We start from the raw sequence: 17,505 nt of genomic DNA on the forward strand, positions 1-17,505 counted from the left end.
GATGTCATTGTGGCATCCGGTATTTGTAACACCGATACGATCAATAATACTCCACCGTATTTTTAATGGTGTAACGGTCCACCTTTGGCGGCGTGACGGAATCATCCGTCATTTCCAGATCGCAGGACAGCGAGTTGAAATGGCGGTCATAGTCACAGCTTTGCTTTGCGACCCCGATGATTTTGCCGTTCAGGCTGGTTGTCGCGCTGTAATCCAGCTTTTTCTTTTTATCGACACCCGCTTTCGCCACGATGGCAAGCTCGCTGTCTTTCGATTTGGTGATTTTCCCCAGCGGATAGCCTTCGCTGTCGTACTTATAGGTCACCAGCACATCTTTGCCTTTGGCGGCGGTCACAAAGTCGTTGTCGTCGGTGTCGTAGCTGATGCCCGCGGCAGGCAGTTCAGCAAGCTGGCATTTCCCCTGCAGCCGAACGCGTTTTTCAAGGCTGACCGCATCAACATAGTAGTTTGCATCGAGCGTCAGCGATGCCCCGCTGTTGTTCTCCAGATCGTGAAATTCCAGCGTGTCGAAGCAGCCTTCTTCCGACAGCGTACCGCTGACCCTTTTCAAAACCTGACCTTTGTCGTTCATCAGCGTCTGGCTAAAATCCTTTACCGGGCCGCGCATCGGATCGAAATCAAATTCGTTAGAAAAACTGGCCATTTCCGGCGTGTACGCCTGCGGCGACGTCGAGTTATCGCAGCCTACAAGGCTCAAAACCAGCGCACCGAGGGTAATGATTTTCTTCACGTTTTGCCGCTCTCCTGTTTTTATGTCATAACATGATATAAGCAAATACAACACTTTACACTAAAAGCGCTATTCTTAACGTTCAACTCAACATAAGGAAGAGATGATGAAACGTACCGTTTGGTTAAGCACGATACTGCTGATCGCTGCCGCACCGGCGTTGGCCGCACAGGGCAGTTGCGAAAAAGTGAAAGCGGATATTCAGCAGAAAATTGTCAATAACGGCGTGCCTGAGTCAGGTTTCTCGCTCACTATCGTACCTAACGATCAGGCAGACAAAGCCGGCGGCCAGGTCGTCGGCCACTGTGCGAACGACACGCAAAAAATCGTTTATACCCGTATCGCGGGCGGTGCTGCGCCGGAAAATGAACCGCAATAATCCCCTGCAGGGTGCCGGGCACCCTGCTTTCCTTCATCTATTTCCCCTCATCCACCTCAACTTTGACTGGCGTTAATAACGTCTACTCCTAATTAAGTAACACTCTTCCCCCGAGCGCCCCCTGACGGGCAGCCTCAGCAATCACCGAACCACAAAAAATACAAATAATAACGTCTTCCACACGACAAAAAGTCATGGAGAGAGCGATGTCGAACCTCAATCATCCAGGCGGGATTAGCCGCCGCAGCCTGGTAAAATCATCAGCCATTGGCGGCCTGGCCCTCGCCGCAGGCGGCATTTCGCTGCCTTTTGGTATGCGCAGCGCCGCGGCCGCGGTTGCCGACGCCCTGTCGCCGGAAAATAAAGACAAAGTTGTCTGGGGAGCCTGCTCGGTTAACTGCGGCAGCCGCTGCGCCCTGCGGCTGCACGTTCGCGACGAAGAGGTTTACTGGGTTGAAACTGACAATACCGGGCTGGACACCTATGGCGACCACCAGGTTCGCGCCTGCCTGCGCGGGCGCTCCATCCGCCGCAGGATCAACCACCCGGAACGCCTGAATTATCCGATGAAGCGCGTGGGCAAACGGGGCGAAGGTAAATTTGAACGCATCAGCTGGGACGAAGCGCTGGAGATTGTCAGCCACAGCCTGAAGCAGACCGTTGAAAAATATGGCAACGAAGCGGTCTACATTAATTACTCATCCGGCGTGGTTGGCGGGAATATCACCCGCTCTTCCCCTTACGCCTCGCTGGTCGCCAGGCTGATGAACTGCTACGGCGGTTTTCTGAGCCACTACGGTACCTACAGCACCGCCCAAATTGCCTGCGCCATGCCGTACACCTACGGCAGCAATGACGGCAACAGCACTTCGGATATCGAAAACAGTAAACTGGTCGTCCTGTTCGGCAATAATCCAGCAGAAACGAGGATGAGCGGCGGCGGTATCACTTATTACCTTGAACAGGCTCGCGAACGTTCCAACGCCCGCATGATCGTTATCGACCCGCGTTACACCGATACTGCGGCAGGCCGGGAAGATGAATGGATCCCTATTCGCCCCGGAACGGATGCCGCGCTCGTGGCCGGGCTTGCCCACGTCATGATTAGCGAAAATCTGGTCGACCAGACCTTCCTGGATAAATACTGCGTCGGCTATGACGAGACAACCCTGCCCGCCGATGCCCCACGCAACGGTCACTACAAAGCCTATATTTTAGGTGAAGGCGATGACGGGACAGAGAAAACGCCGCACTGGGCCTCCCGGATAACCGGTATTCCGGTGGACAGAATCATCAAGCTGGCGCGAGAGATTGCGGGTGCAAAACCCGCTTATATTGCCCAAGGCTGGGGGCCGCAGCGCCAGGCCAACGGCGAGTTGACCTCACGGGCCATCGCCATGCTGCCGATCCTCACCGGCAACGTGGGGATTAACGGTGGCAACAGCGGCGCGCGTGAATCCACCTATACCATCACCATTGAACGTATGCCGGTGCTGGAAAACCCGGTCAAAACGCAGATTTCCTGCTTCAGCTGGACGGACGCCATCACTCGCGGCCCCGAAATGACGGCCAAACGAGACGGCGTGCGCGGGAAAGAGAAGTTGGACGTGCCGATCAAGTTCATCTGGAACTATGCCGGCAACACGATTATTAACCAGCATTCCGACATCAATAAAACCCACGCCATTTTGCAGGATGATAAGCAGTGCGAAATGATTGTGGTGATCGAGAACTTTATGACTTCGTCGGCGAAATACGCCGATATCCTGCTGCCGGACCTGATGACCGTCGAGCAGGAGGACATTATTCCTAACGATTACGCCGGTAATATGGGCTACCTGATTTTCATCCAGCCCGCCACCGCGCCTAAGTTTGAGCGCAAGTCTATCTACTGGATGATGAGCGAAGTGGCTAAACGCTTGGGCGACGAGGTGCATCAGGCCTTCACGGAAGGACGAACCCAGCGCGAGTGGCTGCAATATCTGTACGCGAAAATGCTGGAGAAAGACCCGGCGCTGCCTGCTTATGAAGATCTGCGGGCGATGGGTATTTACAAGCGTAAAGATCCGGCTGGCCATTTTGTGGCTTACAAAAAATTCCGCGAAGATCCTCAGGCCAACCCACTCAAAACGCCGTCCGGGAAAATTGAAATCTACTCCAGCAAGCTTGCCGGAATTGCCGCCAGCTGGGAGCTGGAAAAAGATGAAACCATCAGTCCACTGCCGGTGTATGCCTCGACGTTTGAAGGCTGGGACTCTCCGCAGCGCAGCGAGTTTCCCCTCCAGCTGTTTGGTTTCCACTACAAATCCAGGACCCACTCAACCTACGGCAACATTGACGTCCTGCAGGCCGCCGCGCGTCAGGAAGTCTGGATTAATCCACTCGACGCAAAACGTCGCGGCATTGCCAACGGCGACAAAGTCAGCGTGTTTAACGGGCGCGGTGAAGTGCATATTGAGGCGAAGGTCACCCCGCGCATCATGCCTGGCGTTGCCGCTATGGGCCAGGGCGCCTGGCATGACGCCAACATGAACGGCGACCGCATTGACCACGGCGCCTGCATTAATACGCTAACCACGCACCGCCCTTCACCGCTGGCAAAAGGCAACCCCCAGCATACCAATCTGGTTGAAATTAAGAAGATTTAAGCGTGATGGCAAAGGCTTATCGCTTTGCCTGTATTCACCCGGCTCCAGCGACGTGTAGCGGAGCCGGGTGCCCGACGAAAAGGAATGAAAATGCTCTCTGAACAACAACGCCTGTCGGCGATAGCCCTTAGCGGCCGGGTGCTCGGAGCCCTGTTTTATCATGCCCCCAACCACCCGGACAGCGCCGCGCTGATGGCGATGCTTGCCGCACCGGACTGGGTGAGCGAATGGCCGTTCCAGACCCCAACGCTGGCGGCAGTTGCGCCTCTCATGACTGCAGGCCTGGCGGATCAGGCCACGCCGATAAACGAAGAGTTCCAGCGCCTGTTCATCGGCCCTTATGCGCTGCCGGCCCCGCCGTGGGGCTCGGTCTATCTCGACAAAGAAAATGTGCTGTTTGGCGACTCGCTGCTTGAGCTTCGCCAGTGGATGCGGACCCAAGGCTTTGCCCCACAGACGGAACAAAACGAGCCTGAAGATCATTTTGGCTTAATGCTGATGCTGGCGGCCTGGCTGGCCGACCAGGGGCAGCGGCAGCCGTTGGATGAGCTGCTGGCCTGGCATCTGCTGCCCTGGGCCGAACGTTATCTGAGCCTGTTTACCGAAAACACAGCGAATGATTTCTATCGTGGCCTGGGCGAGCTGGCAAAACTGACCCTCTCAGGCTGGCAAAACGGCATGTTGATGCCCGTCGCCAGCAAAGAACTGCATTTCTAAGAATCCTGGGCTTTCAGGAAGCCGGACGCATCCGGTTTCCTGAAAAAACGAGGATTTCTGCACTCCGTGAATGTGACAACGTCACCTTGCGTTAACATTTTTAAGACAAATCTTTACTTTTCATCCACAGGCCAGATGCCATAAGGCCTGAGCATCAGTTTATCGACTGAATCATTAGCCTCTTAATTGTCCCTTAAACTGGAATCCTTCCCGCTGCGTTGCTATAGCTCCAGACACCCTGCCGACACATGGCATAACAACAGGCCGCCTCCCCGGCGGCGATAACGCGTGCACACAGGGAGACACACTGCAATGCAAAACGCATCCTTCGCAACACGGTTCTTACTTGGGCTAGTGGCGCTGATTTTAGTGCTTGCTCTGGTGGTTTGGGGCATCGGCCTCGACACACTGAAAGCCCGGCAGGTCGATTTACTCTATCTCGGGCAGCAGCACCTGATTCTGGTGTTCAGCTCAATGGCGCTCGCCCTGCTGGTCGGTATCCCCAGCGGAATATTGCTCAGCCGCCCTGCGGCTCGCCGCTGGGCCGAGTACGTCATGCAGATTTTTAATATCGGCAACACGCTGCCGCCGCTGGCGGTGTTAGCTCTGGCGATGGTGATTATCGGCATTGGCGACAAACCGGCGATCGTCGCCCTGTTTCTTGCCTCACTGCTTCCGATTGTCCGTAATACCTATGCCGGGCTTTGCAGCGTTCCTCCGTCACTGATAGAAGCCGCCAATGGGATTGGCATGACCAAATTCCAGCGGCTGCGTCAGGTGGAGATCCCCAACGCCTGGCCGGTGATCCTGTCCGGCGTGCGGATTGCCACCGCCATCAACGTCGGCACCGCCCCGCTGGCCTTTCTTATCGGCGCGAGCAGCTACGGAGAGCTTATTTTCCCGGGGATTTACCTGAACGATTTCCCAACGCTGATACTCGGCGCCGTGGCGACGGCACTGTTTGCGCTCATCCTCGACTTAGCGCTTGCCAGCCTCGGGCGAGTGCTCAGCCCCCACACCGCCCAATAACAACAATAAGGAGCGTGTATGAAACTGCTTTCACGGATGCTAACTACGGCGTTTGCCGCAGCCTCCCTTATCGCCACCCAGGCTCAGGCCGCACCGCTGATTCTGGCGACCAAAAGCTTTACCGAGCAGCATATTCTGTCGGCCATGACCACGCAGTATCTGGCTAAAAAGGGCTTTCAGGTGACGCCGCAGACCAACATTGCCACCGTAATTTCCCGCAATGCGATGATCAACAAGCAGATTGATATGACCTGGGAGTACACCGGCACCTCGCTGATTATCTTTAACCACATTAATCAGCGAATGACGCCGGAAGAGTCGTACAACACGGTCAAAAAACTGGACGCAAAGCTGGGCCTCGTCTGGCTTAAACCCGCGGAGATGAACAACACTTACGCCTTTGCCATGAAGCGCGAACGGGCAGAAAAAGAAGGCATTACCACGATGTCGCAGCTGGTGGAGCGCATCGAACATGTGCGCCAGACCGACCCAAAACATAACTGGATGCTGGGCCTGGATCTGGAGTTTGCCGGGCGCAGCGACGGCCTGAAACCGCTGCAGCAGGTGTACAACATGCCGCTGGACCGCCCGCAAATTCGCCAGATGGACCCCGGCCTTGTCTATAACGCCATCCGCGACGGGTTTGTTGATGCCGGTCTGATCTACACCACCGACGGGCGTATGAAGGGCTTTGACCTGAAAGCGCTGGTGGACGATAAGGGCTTCTTCCCAAGTTACGCTGTCACGCCCGTGGTGCGTAAAGACGTGCTGGACTCGCACCCGGGCCTTGAGGCGGCGCTGAACACCCTATCGTCCGAGCTGAACAATGAGGTGATAACAACCCTGAACGCTAAAGTTGATATCGACCATGAAACCCCGCAGCAGGTGGCCCGTGAATTCCTGCAGCAGAAAGGCTTGCTCTGAGGAGGTATCGTGGAAACGTTACATTATATGATTGATAACGCAGGGTATATTGGCTCTCTCACCCTGCATCACCTGTGGCTGGTGCTGATCGCCGTCGGCCTGGCAATCCTGATTGGCGTGCCGCTGGGCATTCTTATCGTGCGCCATAAATGGCTTGCCACGCCAATACTCGGTTTTGCCACTATTTTGCTCACCATTCCGTCCGTGGCGCTGTTTGGCCTGATGATTCCCCTGTTTTCGCTGATCGGTCAGGGTATTGGCGTAGTCCCTGCGGTGACGGCGGTGTTCCTGTATTCGCTGCTGCCGATTGTCCGCAATACCCACACCGCGCTGGACAGCCTGCCGCCGGGGTTACGTGAGGCCGGGCGAGGCATCGGGATGACGTTTTGGCAGCGCCTGCGCTGGGTGGAAATTCCTATGGCGCTGCCGGTGATTTTTGGCGGAATTCGAACCGCGGTGGTGATGAACATTGGCGTCATGGCCATTGCCGCCGTCATTGGCGCGGGCGGTCTGGGCTTGCTGCTGCTTAATGGCATCGGCGGGAGTGATATCCGCATGCTGATTGCCGGGGCGGTGATGATCTGCCTGTTAGCCATCGTGCTCGACTGGCTGCTGCATCGTCTGCAGCTGCATTTCACTAAATGGTAAAAGAGGCCGCTATGCGTTTTATCCCACTCTGCATACTTTCAACGCTGGCGCTGCTGACAGCCTGCTCTTCCCGTCCAGCGCCGGAACCGCCTCAGGACACCCCAGAGTGCATGAACTATCGCCATATGATGACCGCACCTATGCTGCCGGACGCGGTACAGCGTCTGAAACAAAAGTGTGAAGACTCCCGCCGCAAGCTCATGAATTAAGGCGCTGAGACCAGCGCCAAAGAGGACCCGATAATGATAAAACTTGAAAACCTCACGCGACAATTTGTACAGAAAAACGGGCAGACTTTTAACGCTGTCGACAACGTCAGCCTGAACGTGCCAGAAGGTGAAATGTGCGTGCTGCTCGGCCCTTCCGGCTGCGGTAAAACCACCACCCTGAAAATGATCAACCGCCTGATAAAACCCACCGGCGGCAAGATTTTAATCAACGGCCAGGACACCAACGATCTGGATTCCGTCACACTGCGCCGCAATATCGGCTACGTTATCCAGCAAATCGGCCTGTTCCCGAACATGACGATTGAAGAGAATATCACTGTTGTGCCACGTATGCTGGGCTGGGATAAATCCCGCTGTAAAGCACGCGCCCAGGAGTTGATGAGCATGGTCGCCCTCGACCCTAACCGCTTCCTCAACCGCTATCCGCGCGAAATGTCCGGCGGCCAGCAACAGCGTATCGGAGTGATCCGAGCCCTGGCGGCGGATCCTCCGGTGCTGCTGATGGATGAACCTTTTGGCGCTGTTGACCCGATTAACCGCGAAACCATTCAGAACGAGTTTCTGGAGATGCAGCGCCAGTTGAAGAAAACGGTAATGCTGGTCAGCCACGATATCGACGAGGCGCTGAAGCTTGGCGACCGGATTGCCGTCTTCCGCCAGGGTAAAATTGTGCAGTGCGCCAGCCCTGACGAGCTGCTGGCGAAACCGGCCAATGACTTCGTCGGCTCGTTTGTTGGCCAGGACCGCACGCTGAAGCGCCTCCTGTTGGTGCAGGCCGGAGACGTAACCGACCAGCAGCCGACCATTACGGCTCGTGAATCCACGCCGCTGGCGGAAGCTTTCGCCACCATGGATGACAACGACATGCGTTCCATCACCGTCGTTGACGCCGGAGGTAAACCGCTGGGCTTCGTTAAGCGGCGTGAAGCGCGAGGCGCGACGGGCACTTGCACCGACCTCCTTCACCCGTTCCGCGTCACCGGCCGCGCGGAGGAAAACTTGCGCATCGTGCTTTCTAAGCTCTATGAGCACAACATGGTCTGGATGCCGATAACCGATGAAGATGGCCGCTACAGTGGCGAAATTTCGCAGGATTATATTGCCGATTATCTCAGCTCGGGCCGCACCCGTCGGGCGCTGAATATCCAACAAAGTTAATCAATCCTATGCGCTGCTTTGTGGCGGCGCATTTTCCTTTGAGCTTAGCGACGTTCTCCCCCACAATAGCGCCATTCTTTCGCCATCTTATGCGCTATGCACCGAATACAAGCCTTGCCTGACATCAGAGTGATGCTTCGCCGACTGGTGATTGCGGTCTTCATTGGCCTGGCTTCCGCTCTGGTGGTCTGGCTATTTCGGCAGGCCATGTACCTGCTTGAAAACGTCTTCCTCGGCGATCACGGCGGCAGCCTGGTTGCAGCCGCTGCGGCACTCGAACCCTGGCGACGCGTCCTGACGCCTGCCGCAGGTGGCCTGCTGGCCGGGCTTTTGCTGTGGAGCTGGCAACGAGCCACTCGCCAGCGCCCTTCTGCCCCCACCGACTATATGGAAGCCATCGAAACCGGCGATGGTCGTCTGGACGTGCCGTCCAGCCTGGTGAAGTCCGCCGCTTCGCTGATAGTCGTCGCCAGCGGGAGCGCAATAGGACGCGAAGGGGCGATGATTCTGCTGGCAACGGTTTTTGCTTCGCTGTTTGCCCAGCGCTTTACCCCGGACAAAGAGTGGAAGCTGTGGGTCGCCTGCGGCGCGGCTGCGGGGATGGCGAGCGCCTATCATGCACCGCTGGCGGGCAGCCTGTTTATTGCGGAAATTCTGTTTGGCTCACTGATGCTTGCCTCGCTGGGGCCGGTGGTGATTGCCGCCGTCAGCGCCCTGTTGATGACGCATTTGCTGAACGGCGGGCAGGCTCCGCTGTATATCGTCACGCTTCTTGATCCCCCTCAGCCTTCGCATTATGGGCTAATGGCGCTGCTCGGCTTAACCGCGGGCGTGCTCGGGCCGCTAATTCTCTGGCTGCTGGCGCGAAGCAGCGCGCTGTTTCGTTCACTTAAGCTGTCGCCGCCGCTGCAGCTGGCGCTCGGCGGGCTGATTGTCGGCCTGCTTTCGCTGGTCACCCCGACGGCATGGGGCAACGGCTACAGCGTGGTGCAGTCGTTTCTTTCCAGCCCGCCTGCGCTGCTGTTTGTCGGTGGCGTGCTGCTGTGCAAACTGCTGGCGGTGATGGCAAGTAGCGGCTCCGGCGCACCGGGCGGCGTATTTACGCCCACGCTGTTTATGGGGGCGGCACTGGGCATGCTGTTTGGCCAGGTTTGTGGCCTGTGGGGCGGCGGTGAACCGCTGATGATCCTGCTGGGGCTGACGGGAATGGCGTCTTTGCTGGCGGCCACGACGCACGCGCCGATCATGGCGACGCTGATGATTTGTGAAATGACCGGGGAGTTTACGCTGCTCCCCGGTCTGCTGCTGACCTGCGTGATAGCCTCAACGCTTTCGCGCTGGCTACGCCCGCAGTCGGTCTACCGTCAGAGCGCTACGCAGCCGGGTTAGGTCGATATAGGCTCCCAGCTCACGCTGTTCGGCCCGGGGCAGGTACGGCAGTTCACCGACCAGCGGCCCCGGCAGTTTTTTGCTCAACACCTCGATAATTTCCGCGTAGTGCGCAAGGCCTGGGTTGATACGGTTCGCGACCCAACCAATAAACGGCAGCCCGTCGTTGGCAATCGCCTGCGCCGTCAGCAGCGCATGGTTGATGCACCCTTCCTGAATCCCCACCACCAGCAGCACCGGCAGCTGCTCTTGTACCACCCAGTCCGACAGCGGGCGAAGATCGTTCATCAGGCTGCGCCAGCCGCCCGTGCCTTCGACGACGACGTGATCCATTTGGTCGGCCAGCCTTTGCAGGCCGCTCGACAGCAGCGAGTAGTTAATCGGCCCGTGATGGCTGATGCTGCTCTCTTCCTCGCTGAGCGCGATAGGATTGATCGCTTCATAGGGCAGTTTGATCGTGGAGACGCTTTGCAGTACCAGCGCATCTTTATTGCGCAGCCCGTCTGGCGTCTCTTTACTGCCCTTCGCGACCGGCTTGTAGCCAACGACGCTTTTCCCGCTGGCCGACAACGCCTGCAGTAAGGCTCGTGACACCACCGTCTTCCCGACGGCAGTATCCGTACCTGTTATAAAGAAACGCTTAAGCATGGCTGTCTCCCGAGGTAATGCTAGCCAGATAATTAAAGAGAAAAACTAACGCGGGAAAGTCTAAAAGAATGGCGCTGTAGCCAGATTGAGATAGCGCAATTTTTGGTGAATCAGGGCCGAAGATTAGCCCTGCAGCAGACGAATTAATAAAGAGCCGTTATACATTGCATCTTTTACCAGCGCCGCGCCGGCCATGGTGCCTCGGTTATCAAACTGCGTCCCTTCGACCACCGTATGACTGCTATAGGCGGGTAATGCCTGCTGGCGAATACAGTCCGTAATCGCGGGGTGAAGGATGGCGGCGGCGCGGTTAAGCGGTGAACCGATAAGAATTTTTTGCGGATTAAACAGGTTAACCATGATGGCCAGAATACGCCCCACGTTTTGCCCGACGCCGATAATAATATCTTTTGCCAGCAGATCTCCGCTTAACGCGGCGTCGCACAGGGATTCCACGCTCAGCGGCTGGCCGTGTAACATTGAGCCCATTGACTGGCTCATACGCTGCTGCGCCAGCTCCAGCACGCTTTCGACGCTGGCAATGGTTTCAAGGCAGCCGTGGTTGCCGCAGTAGCAGCGTTTTCCGTAAGGATCGACCTGCGTGTGGCCAATTTCCACCAGGCTGCTGCTGCCCGCGTGAAGCAAACGCCCATCGGTGATAACGCCTGCGCCAACGTTGTGATCAATCACCACCTGAATCACATCTCTTGCGCCCTGAGAAGCACCAAACAGCCCTTCTGCCATGGTCCAGGCGCTGATATCGTGCTGGATAAAGACCGGGACGCCGGTGTGATTGCCCAGCGCCTCGCCCAGCGGCATATCGCAGACATCGTAGAACGGCATGCGATGAATAACACCATGAACGGTATCAATGATGCCCGGTAGCGTAATGGCGATGGCGGTCAGGCGTTCAAGCTTTTGCTGATGGCGAATAAAGAACTGATCGACCTGAAAGATGATGCGTTCCAGTAAAGGCTGCGGATCGTCCGTCGGCAAGTCTACCGTGTCTTCCACCACCAGTTTGCTGCTAAGGTCGCGCAGTCCCAGTGAAATTTCACCGCGGCTCAGGCGAATTGAGAGGTAATGCCAGGCTTCTGTTTCAAGCATTAAGCCCACCGCGGGGCGACCACGGCTGCCGGGGTCCTGAATCTCCGTTTCCTGTACCAGATGCGCCTCAAGCATTTCCCGCACAATCTTAGTGATACTGGCCGGAGCCAGCTGCGCCAGGCGGGAAAGATCGATTCGCGACACCGGACCGTGGGTATCAATCAAACGATAAACAACGCCGGCATTGGTTTGTTTAATCTGATCGATATGGCCCGGTTGACTATCAGCAACCACGTGGTACTCCCTTTATTTTCGCGCTTCGAAATAAACTTTTAGGCTATGGTGAAACACTTCAAGTGGGGTCGTCAAATATTTACGTAGGGTTGTGATTTACCGCACATATTCCCGCCATATTTGGCCTATTTTAACGCCCACGAGGCCTCGGTCAGCAGCGCCGAGATTCGCTTCGCTGCTTCCGATAATTCCCGATGCTTTGGCCAGACGAGCCACAGCTCAGACTGTGCCTCTGGCTCGTCAATGGGAAGCCAAACCACATCACTCAGGCGAATGCGCTGGAACGAAGCTGGCAGAATGGAAACCCCCAGCCCGGTAGACACCAACCCAATGATCGTCATCGCCTCGCCAACTTCCTGGGTGATGTACGGCACGATGTTATAGCGGCGGAGCAGCCCAATAATGTCGTCGTAAAGCCCGGTGCCTACGTGCGGGTCAAAGAAAACAAACGGCTCCTGAGCAAGCTGTGTCAGCGATATCGAACGGCTGCCTGCCAGCGGATGATCGCGATGCACCATCGCCAGCAGCGGTTCACGCAGGATGAGCGTCCAGTTCAGGGTATCCGGCAGACGCGTATTGCGCATCAATCCCAGCTCAAGCTCGCCCTCATTCAGGGGAGCAATTTGTTCCCGGGTGTTCACTTCCCGCATCTGAAGATGCACGTCAGGATAGCGCTTGCGAAAGCGAGACAGGCTGTCAGAAACGGCCTTAATAAACGGTGCTGATGAGGTAAAGCCAATGCGCAGCTCGCCGGTTTCGCCCTGATGCAGCCGGGCAGCACGCGCGGCTGCGGCATCCACCTGGCCGAGAATTTGCCTGGCATCAGAGAGAAACTGCTGGCCGGCTGCGGTGAGGTTAACGCTGCGGTTGGTGCGCGCCAGCAGGCGAGCGCCGACTTGCTCTTCAAGGATCTGAATTTGCTGGCTAAGAGGCGGCTGGGAGATCCGCAGCCGTGCCGCCGCCCGGCCAAAATGCAGCTCTTCGGCAACGGCGATGAAATAGCGCAGGTGGCGCAGCTCTATATTCATATGTTTAAAGTATCATTTGAGATTATTAATATATTAGACATAACATTTACACTTTTCTACTCTGTAAAGAATAAGTTAACACCTGCGTAAGGATCTCCCTTGAGTCGTACAACTACCGTCAGCACAGCCCCGACAGAGGATGTTGACGAAAGCCGGTCTGCCCCTTCTGTCAGCTATATCAAACGCGGTACCCCTCAGTTTATGCGCGTCACGCTGGCGCTGTTTTCCGCCGGGCTGGCTACCTTTGCCCTGCTCTATTGCGTCCAGCCTATTTTACCGGTGCTCTCTCATGAATTTGGCGTCAGCCCGGCAAGCAGCAGTATTTCACTATCGGTTTCTACCGCCATGCTGGCTATCGGGCTGCTGTTTACCGGCCCGCTGTCGGACGCCATTGGCCGTAAACAGGTCATGGTTACGGCTCTGCTGCTGGCTTCCTGCTGTACTTTGTTGTCAACGCTGATGACCAGCTGGCACGGCATTTTGATCATGCGCGCGCTCATCGGCCTTTCCCTTAGCGGCGTTGCTGCCGTGGGCATGACCTACCTCAGCGAGGAGATGCACCCGAGCGTGGTGGCGTTTTCGATGGGCCTGTACATCAGCGGGAACTCAATCGGCGGAATGAGCGGCCGCCTGATCACCGGGGTACTCACCGACTTCTTTACCTGGCGCGTGGCCGTCGCGGCTATCGGCTGTTTTGCCCTTGCCTCAGCGCTGATGTTCTGGAAGATTCTGCCGCAGTCGCAGCATTTTCGCGCCTCCAGCCTTCGCCCTAAAACGCTGTTTATTAACTTCCGCCTGCACTGGCGGGACCAGGGGTTACCGCTGCTGTTTGCGGAAGGCTTCCTGCTGATGGGGGCGTTTGTCACCCTCTTTAACTACATTGGCTACCGCATGATGGAAGCCCCGTGGTTTCTGAGCCAGGCGGTGGTGGGCCTGCTGTCCGTCGCCTATCTGACCGGGACATGGAGCTCACCTAAAGCAGGCGCCATGACCGCGAAATATGGCCGCGGCCCCGTGCTGATTGGCTTCACGGCCATTATGTTCCTTGGTTTGACGCTGACCGTTTTCTCCTCGCTTATCGTTATTTTTGCCGGGATGCTGCTGTTCTCCGCCGGTTTCTTTGCCGCCCATTCGGTTGCCAGCAGCTGGATTGGGCCACGCGCACGTCGGGCCAAAGGCCAGGCTTCGTCGCTGTATTTGTTCAGCTATTACCTGGGCTCCAGCCTGGCGGGTACCCTTGGCGGCGTGTTCTGGCACCAGTTTGGCTGGAACGGCGTGGCGGCGTTTATCGGCTCGCTGCTGCTGGTCGCCCTGCTGGTTGCCACCCGTTTGCACCATAAGGCGCACTAACCTGCTGCCGCTCTCGTGTTCAGGCAAGCTTAATGCTATTTTCTTTGGCGTTAACAACCTGTTCACGAGGCCATATGGAAAAGCAAAACTATAATCACCTGACCCGTACCTTCCAGCGTCTGTCCCGGTTTGATCATCTGTCAGCCATTGCCGGCTGGGACATGTCCACCATGATGCCCGCTAACGGTAGCCAGGCGCGCGGCGAGGCTCTCGCTGAACTCAGCGTGCTTAAGCACCAGATCCTGACCGACAAGAAAATTGCCACCCTGCTCCAGGCCGCAGCTCAGGAAGATCTGAACGATGTGGAGCGTGCCAACCTGCGTGAAATGACTCGCCACTACCAGGAAGCGGTGCTGCTCCCGGATGCGTTAGTAGAAGAGAAATCACTGGTAGGTACGCGCTGCGAGCACGGCTGGCGTACCCAGCGCCCGGCGAACGACTGGCAGGGTTTTTCCGCGAACCTGAAGGAAGTCGTTCGCGTCAGCCGCGAAGAGGCACGTCTGCGCGCAGAGGCAAAAGGTATTTCCCGCTATGATGCGCTGCTGGACATCTATGAACCCGGCATGACCAGCGCCAAGCTCGACGTATTGTTTGGCGATCTGCGCGGCTGGCTGCCGGATCTGCTCCAGAAGGTGGTTGATAAGCAATCCAAAGAAAAAATGCTGACACCACAGGGCCCTTTCGCCACCGAAACCCAGCGTCAGCTCGGGCTGGATACCATGGCGCTGCTCGGCTTTGACTTTAACGGCGGCCGCCTTGACGTCAGCGCGCATCCCTTCTGCGGCGGCGTGCCTGAAGATGTGCGAATCACGACTCGCTATAACGAAGAAGAGATGTTCAGCTCGCTGTTTGGCGTGATTCATGAAACCGGCCACGCCCGCTATGAGCAAAACCTGCCCCGGGAATGGCTCGGCCAGCCCGTTGCGCTGGCGCGTTCTACCGCCATTCATGAATCCCAAAGCCTGTTCTTTGAAATGCAGCTTGGGCGCAGCGCGCCGTTTCTGAAACTGCTGTTACCCAAAGTGATTGAGCATTTTGGTCCGCAGCCTGCGTTCGAGCTGAACAATTTTATCAACGTCAACCAGCAGGTTGAACGCGGCTATATTCGCGTCGATGCCGATGAAGTGAGCTACCCGGCGCACGTCGTGCTGCGGTATGAAATTGAACGGGCGCTGATCGACGGTGATATCGAGGTGGATGACATTCCGGCGCTGTGGAATGAGAAGATGCAGTCCTGGCTGGGCCTGTCCACCGAAGGCAATTACCGCCACGGTTGCATGCAGGATATTCACTGGACTGACGGCGCTTTCGGCTACTTCCCGTCCTACACTCTGGGCGCGATGTACGCGGCGCAACTCTTTAGCGCGGCATCACGCGCGCTGCCGGACCTGGAGCAGGCGATCGCCAGCGGGAATTTCACCCCCTTATTTGACTGGTTGAAGCAAAATATCTGGCAGCACGGCAGCCGTTTCACCACCTCACAGCTGATAACCAACGCCACCGGAGAAGATCTTAACCCGTTGTATTTCCGCAAACATTTAGAATCACGTTACCTGTAATCCCCTCACGCCGGGTCGTCTGTACCCGGCGTTGTACATTACGTTACATGCCGATACCAATCACTCACTGAACACTTTGATTCCCCAGCCTATAGTTCATTTCAACGGCCCCGCAGTGGGGTTGACACACAAACAAATTCGAGGATGTCGAAATGAAAAAAGTATTAGCTCTGGTTGTTGCCGCTGCTATGGGTCTGTCTTCTGCCGCTTTCGCTGCTGACACCACCGCTACCGCTCCAGCTGCTGCTCCAGCAACCACCGCTGCTGCTCCTGCTGCTAAAGCGCCAGCTGCAAAAGTAACGCATCACAAGAAACACAAAAAAGCTGCCGCTCAGAAAGCTCAGGCTGCTAAAAAGAAACACAAAAAAGCCGCTAAACCAGCCACCGAGCAGAAAGCTCAGGCTGCTAAAAAGCACCACAAAAAAGCAACCAAACCAGCTGCTCAGAAAGCCCAGGCTGCTAAAAAACACCACAAAAAAGCAGTAAAACCAGCTGCACAGAAAGCTCAGGCTGCTAAAAAACACGTGAAAAAACATCACAAAGCCGCTGCTAAACCAGCTGCACAGCCAGCAGCATAAGTTAAACGGGGCGACCCGTTAGCTTGAAGCGTTTACATAAACACCCGGCTTGCCGGGTGTTTTATTAGGAATAAGGCACAGCCTTTAGCACGTACTTATTTCTGGAGTGCGGATAATGTTGCGACGCTACAGTTTCGAGTTAATCCTCGCCCTGCTGATCATCTGCGGTATTATTACGCTGAGCTTCTGGCTCTGATAGCGTAGTCTGCTGTTTTCACTCCCACTTTCGGTCCGTTCCGACTATAGTTACTGCATCTATAAAAACCATAATTATTAGCCCCTTCAGAGAGAGCTATGCGCAAAAGTGTTGTGTTGTTTTTAGGAGCATTGATCCTTTTACCTCAACTCGTTCACGCGGACGAAGACGACAGCCCGGCGAACGTTAAAACACTGTTCTTCGGCAAAGATGACCGTATTCGCGTGACCAACCCTGAGGACGCCCCCTGGGATGCCATTGGCCAGTTGGAAACCGCCAGCGGCAACTTATGTACCGCCACCCTGATTTCACCGCATCTGGCCTTAACTGCCGGGCACTGCCTGCTGCAGCCGCCGCGTGGTAAGGCAGACAAAGCCATCGCCCTGCGCTTTATTTCCCACAAAGGGCAATGGCGCTATGAGATCCATGATATCGAAGGCCGCGTGGACAAGTCCCTCGGTCGCCGCCTTAAGCCGGACGGTGACGGGTGGCTGGTTCCGTCTAACGCAGCGCCTTACGATTTTGGCCTGATTATTATCCGTAATCCGCCTTCGGGTATCACGCCACTGCCGCTGTTTACCGGCGACAAAGACGCGCTAACCGAAGCATTAAAGGCGCAGGATCGTAAAGTGACGCAGTCCGGCTATCCGCTGGATCATCTCGACGACCTGTATACCCACAGCAACTGTCTGGTGACGGGCTGGGCGCAAGCGTCCGTGCTGTCGCACCAGTGTGATACGCTCCCCGGCGATAGCGGTTCACCGCTGTTGCTGAAAACCGATCAGGGCTGGCAGCTGATTGCGGTGCAAAGTTCTGCCCCGGCAGCCAAAGACAGATACAGAGCTGACAACCGCGCCATCTCAGTCACCGGCTTCCGCGACAGACTGGAAGCGCTGGCACAATAAGCGCTCAACCCGATACCGTCGGGCACC

18 protein-coding genes are annotated in these 17,505 nt (G+C 56.5%); 14 read left to right on the plus strand and 4 right to left on the minus strand.

Features of this window, described 5'->3' with window-relative positions:
• Nucleotides 1–40 precede the first annotated feature (40 nt).
• Entirely contained in the window at nucleotides 41–751 is a 711-nt protein-coding gene (locus tag ACREYP_RS12200; protein ID WP_336818757.1) for a YnfC family lipoprotein, read from the minus strand.
• A gap of 106 nt (nucleotides 752–857) precedes the next feature.
• Between ACREYP_RS12200 and ACREYP_RS12205 the strand changes: the two genes are divergently transcribed.
• The 9 genes from ACREYP_RS12205 (at nucleotide 858) to clcB (ending at nucleotide 9,873) form a co-directional block, all read left to right on the plus strand.
• Nucleotides 858–1,130, plus strand: coding sequence for a DUF1161 domain-containing protein (locus tag ACREYP_RS12205; RefSeq protein WP_008459230.1), 273 nt, complete (start codon nucleotides 858–860; stop codon nucleotides 1,128–1,130).
• Nucleotides 1,131–1,336: 206 nt separating this feature from the next.
• Entirely contained in the window at nucleotides 1,337–3,778 is a 2,442-nt protein-coding gene (gene ynfE / locus ACREYP_RS12210) for a selenate/tellurate reductase subunit YnfE (RefSeq protein WP_336818758.1), read from the plus strand.
• A 90-nt stretch (nucleotides 3,779–3,868) separates the two neighbouring features.
• Complete coding sequence (dmsD, locus tag ACREYP_RS12215) at nucleotides 3,869–4,495, plus strand: Tat proofreading chaperone DmsD (RefSeq protein ID WP_166874212.1); 627 nt, start codon at nucleotides 3,869–3,871, stop codon at nucleotides 4,493–4,495.
• Nucleotides 4,496–4,807: 312 nt separating this feature from the next.
• Entirely contained in the window at nucleotides 4,808–5,524 is a 717-nt protein-coding gene (osmY, locus tag ACREYP_RS12220) for an osmoprotectant ABC transporter permease OsmY (RefSeq protein ID WP_008459233.1), read from the plus strand.
• Nucleotides 5,525–5,542: 18 nt separating this feature from the next.
• Nucleotides 5,543–6,448 (plus strand): glycine betaine ABC transporter substrate-binding protein, encoded by a 906-nt coding sequence (locus tag ACREYP_RS12225; protein WP_008459234.1) that lies wholly within the window; start codon nucleotides 5,543–5,545, stop codon nucleotides 6,446–6,448.
• Between the two features lie 9 nt (nucleotides 6,449–6,457).
• On the plus strand, nucleotides 6,458–7,096 hold the full coding sequence (osmW, locus tag ACREYP_RS12230) for an osmoprotectant ABC transporter permease OsmW (RefSeq protein WP_008459235.1): 639 nt from the start codon (nucleotides 6,458–6,460) through the stop codon (nucleotides 7,094–7,096).
• 11 nt (nucleotides 7,097–7,107) lie between these two features.
• Nucleotides 7,108–7,305, plus strand: a complete 198-nt coding sequence (locus ACREYP_RS12235) for a hypothetical protein (RefSeq protein WP_008459237.1) — start codon at nucleotides 7,108–7,110, stop codon at nucleotides 7,303–7,305.
• Nucleotides 7,306–7,338: 33 nt separating this feature from the next.
• Entirely contained in the window at nucleotides 7,339–8,484 is a 1,146-nt protein-coding gene (gene osmV, locus ACREYP_RS12240; RefSeq protein WP_008459239.1) for an osmoprotectant ABC transporter ATP-binding protein OsmV, read from the plus strand.
• 96 nt (nucleotides 8,485–8,580) lie between these two features.
• Nucleotides 8,581–9,873 (plus strand): voltage-gated ClC-type chloride channel ClcB, encoded by a 1,293-nt coding sequence (clcB, locus tag ACREYP_RS12245; RefSeq protein ID WP_034809342.1) that lies wholly within the window; start codon nucleotides 8,581–8,583, stop codon nucleotides 9,871–9,873.
• Here the strand turns inward: clcB and bioD are convergent.
• The 3 genes from bioD to ynfL form a co-directional block, all read right to left on the minus strand.
• Nucleotides 9,826–10,521, minus strand: a complete 696-nt coding sequence (gene bioD, locus ACREYP_RS12250; protein ID WP_008459243.1) for a dethiobiotin synthase — start codon at nucleotides 10,519–10,521, stop codon at nucleotides 9,826–9,828. The genes clcB and bioD overlap by 48 nt on opposite strands.
• A 123-nt stretch (nucleotides 10,522–10,644) precedes the next feature.
• Nucleotides 10,645–11,862 carry a sugar metabolism global transcriptional regulator Mlc gene (mlc, locus tag ACREYP_RS12255; RefSeq protein ID WP_008459245.1) on the minus strand — a complete coding sequence of 406 codons (1,218 nt, stop codon included), beginning with the start codon at nucleotides 11,860–11,862 and terminating at the stop codon, nucleotides 10,645–10,647.
• 125 nt (nucleotides 11,863–11,987) lie between these two features.
• The gene (ynfL, locus tag ACREYP_RS12260) at nucleotides 11,988–12,890 is read right to left on the minus strand and encodes a multidrug efflux transcriptional activator YnfL/SxtR(Kp) (protein WP_336818759.1); all 903 of its coding nucleotides are present in this window, start codon (nucleotides 12,888–12,890) and stop codon (nucleotides 11,988–11,990) included.
• A gap of 99 nt (nucleotides 12,891–12,989) precedes the next feature.
• Between ynfL and ynfM the strand changes: the two genes are divergently transcribed.
• The 5 genes from ynfM (at nucleotide 12,990) to ACREYP_RS12285 (ending at nucleotide 17,478) form a co-directional block, all read left to right on the plus strand.
• On the plus strand, nucleotides 12,990–14,240 hold the full coding sequence (gene ynfM / locus ACREYP_RS12265) for a multidrug efflux MFS transporter YnfM/SxtP(Kp) (protein ID WP_008459250.1): 1,251 nt from the start codon (nucleotides 12,990–12,992) through the stop codon (nucleotides 14,238–14,240).
• Between the two features lie 74 nt (nucleotides 14,241–14,314).
• Entirely contained in the window at nucleotides 14,315–15,799 is a 1,485-nt protein-coding gene (locus tag ACREYP_RS12270; protein ID WP_336818760.1) for a carboxypeptidase M32, read from the plus strand.
• 152 nt (nucleotides 15,800–15,951) lie between these two features.
• Nucleotides 15,952–16,377 carry an acid resistance repetitive basic protein Asr gene (asr, locus tag ACREYP_RS12275; protein ID WP_008459254.1) on the plus strand — a complete coding sequence of 142 codons (426 nt, stop codon included), beginning with the start codon at nucleotides 15,952–15,954 and terminating at the stop codon, nucleotides 16,375–16,377.
• A gap of 115 nt (nucleotides 16,378–16,492) precedes the next feature.
• Complete coding sequence (gene ydgU / locus ACREYP_RS12280) at nucleotides 16,493–16,573, plus strand: small membrane protein YdgU (RefSeq protein ID WP_483862443.1); 81 nt, start codon at nucleotides 16,493–16,495, stop codon at nucleotides 16,571–16,573.
• 98 nt (nucleotides 16,574–16,671) lie between these two features.
• Nucleotides 16,672–17,478, plus strand: a complete 807-nt coding sequence (locus tag ACREYP_RS12285) for a trypsin-like serine peptidase (RefSeq protein WP_008459256.1) — start codon at nucleotides 16,672–16,674, stop codon at nucleotides 17,476–17,478.
• The last annotated feature ends 27 nt before the right edge of the window (nucleotides 17,479–17,505 follow it).

It is taken from the genome of Enterobacter sp. TMH.L2 (genome assembly GCF_050847315.1).
Taxonomy (GTDB): Bacteria; Pseudomonadota; Gammaproteobacteria; order Enterobacterales; family Enterobacteriaceae; genus Cedecea.

What these genes read in the sequence shown, in the direction of transcription:
- ACREYP_RS12205 (WP_008459230.1), top strand. Translation starts at nt 858, where the DNA reads ATGAAACGTACCGTTTGGTTAAGCACGATACTGCTGATCGCTGCCGCA.
- ynfE (WP_336818758.1), top strand. Translation starts at nt 1,337, where the DNA reads ATGTCGAACCTCAATCATCCAGGCGGGATTAGCCGCCGCAGCCTGGTA.
- dmsD (WP_166874212.1), top strand. Translation starts at nt 3,869, where the DNA reads ATGCTCTCTGAACAACAACGCCTGTCGGCGATAGCCCTTAGCGGCCGG.
- osmY (WP_008459233.1), top strand. Translation starts at nt 4,808, where the DNA reads ATGCAAAACGCATCCTTCGCAACACGGTTCTTACTTGGGCTAGTGGCG.
- ACREYP_RS12225 (WP_008459234.1), top strand. Translation starts at nt 5,543, where the DNA reads ATGAAACTGCTTTCACGGATGCTAACTACGGCGTTTGCCGCAGCCTCC.
- ACREYP_RS12235 (WP_008459237.1), top strand. Translation starts at nt 7,108, where the DNA reads ATGCGTTTTATCCCACTCTGCATACTTTCAACGCTGGCGCTGCTGACA.
- osmV (WP_008459239.1), top strand. Translation starts at nt 7,339, where the DNA reads ATGATAAAACTTGAAAACCTCACGCGACAATTTGTACAGAAAAACGGG.
- clcB (WP_034809342.1), top strand. Translation starts at nt 8,581, where the DNA reads ATGCACCGAATACAAGCCTTGCCTGACATCAGAGTGATGCTTCGCCGA.
- bioD (WP_008459243.1), bottom strand. Translation starts at nt 10,521, where the DNA reads ATGCTTAAGCGTTTCTTTATAACAGGTACGGATACTGCCGTCGGGAAG.
- ynfL (WP_336818759.1), bottom strand. Translation starts at nt 12,890, where the DNA reads ATGAATATAGAGCTGCGCCACCTGCGCTATTTCATCGCCGTTGCCGAA.
- ACREYP_RS12270 (WP_336818760.1), top strand. Translation starts at nt 14,315, where the DNA reads ATGGAAAAGCAAAACTATAATCACCTGACCCGTACCTTCCAGCGTCTG.
- asr (WP_008459254.1), top strand. Translation starts at nt 15,952, where the DNA reads ATGAAAAAAGTATTAGCTCTGGTTGTTGCCGCTGCTATGGGTCTGTCT.
- ydgU (WP_483862443.1), top strand. Translation starts at nt 16,493, where the DNA reads ATGTTGCGACGCTACAGTTTCGAGTTAATCCTCGCCCTGCTGATCATC.
- ACREYP_RS12285 (WP_008459256.1), top strand. Translation starts at nt 16,672, where the DNA reads ATGCGCAAAAGTGTTGTGTTGTTTTTAGGAGCATTGATCCTTTTACCT.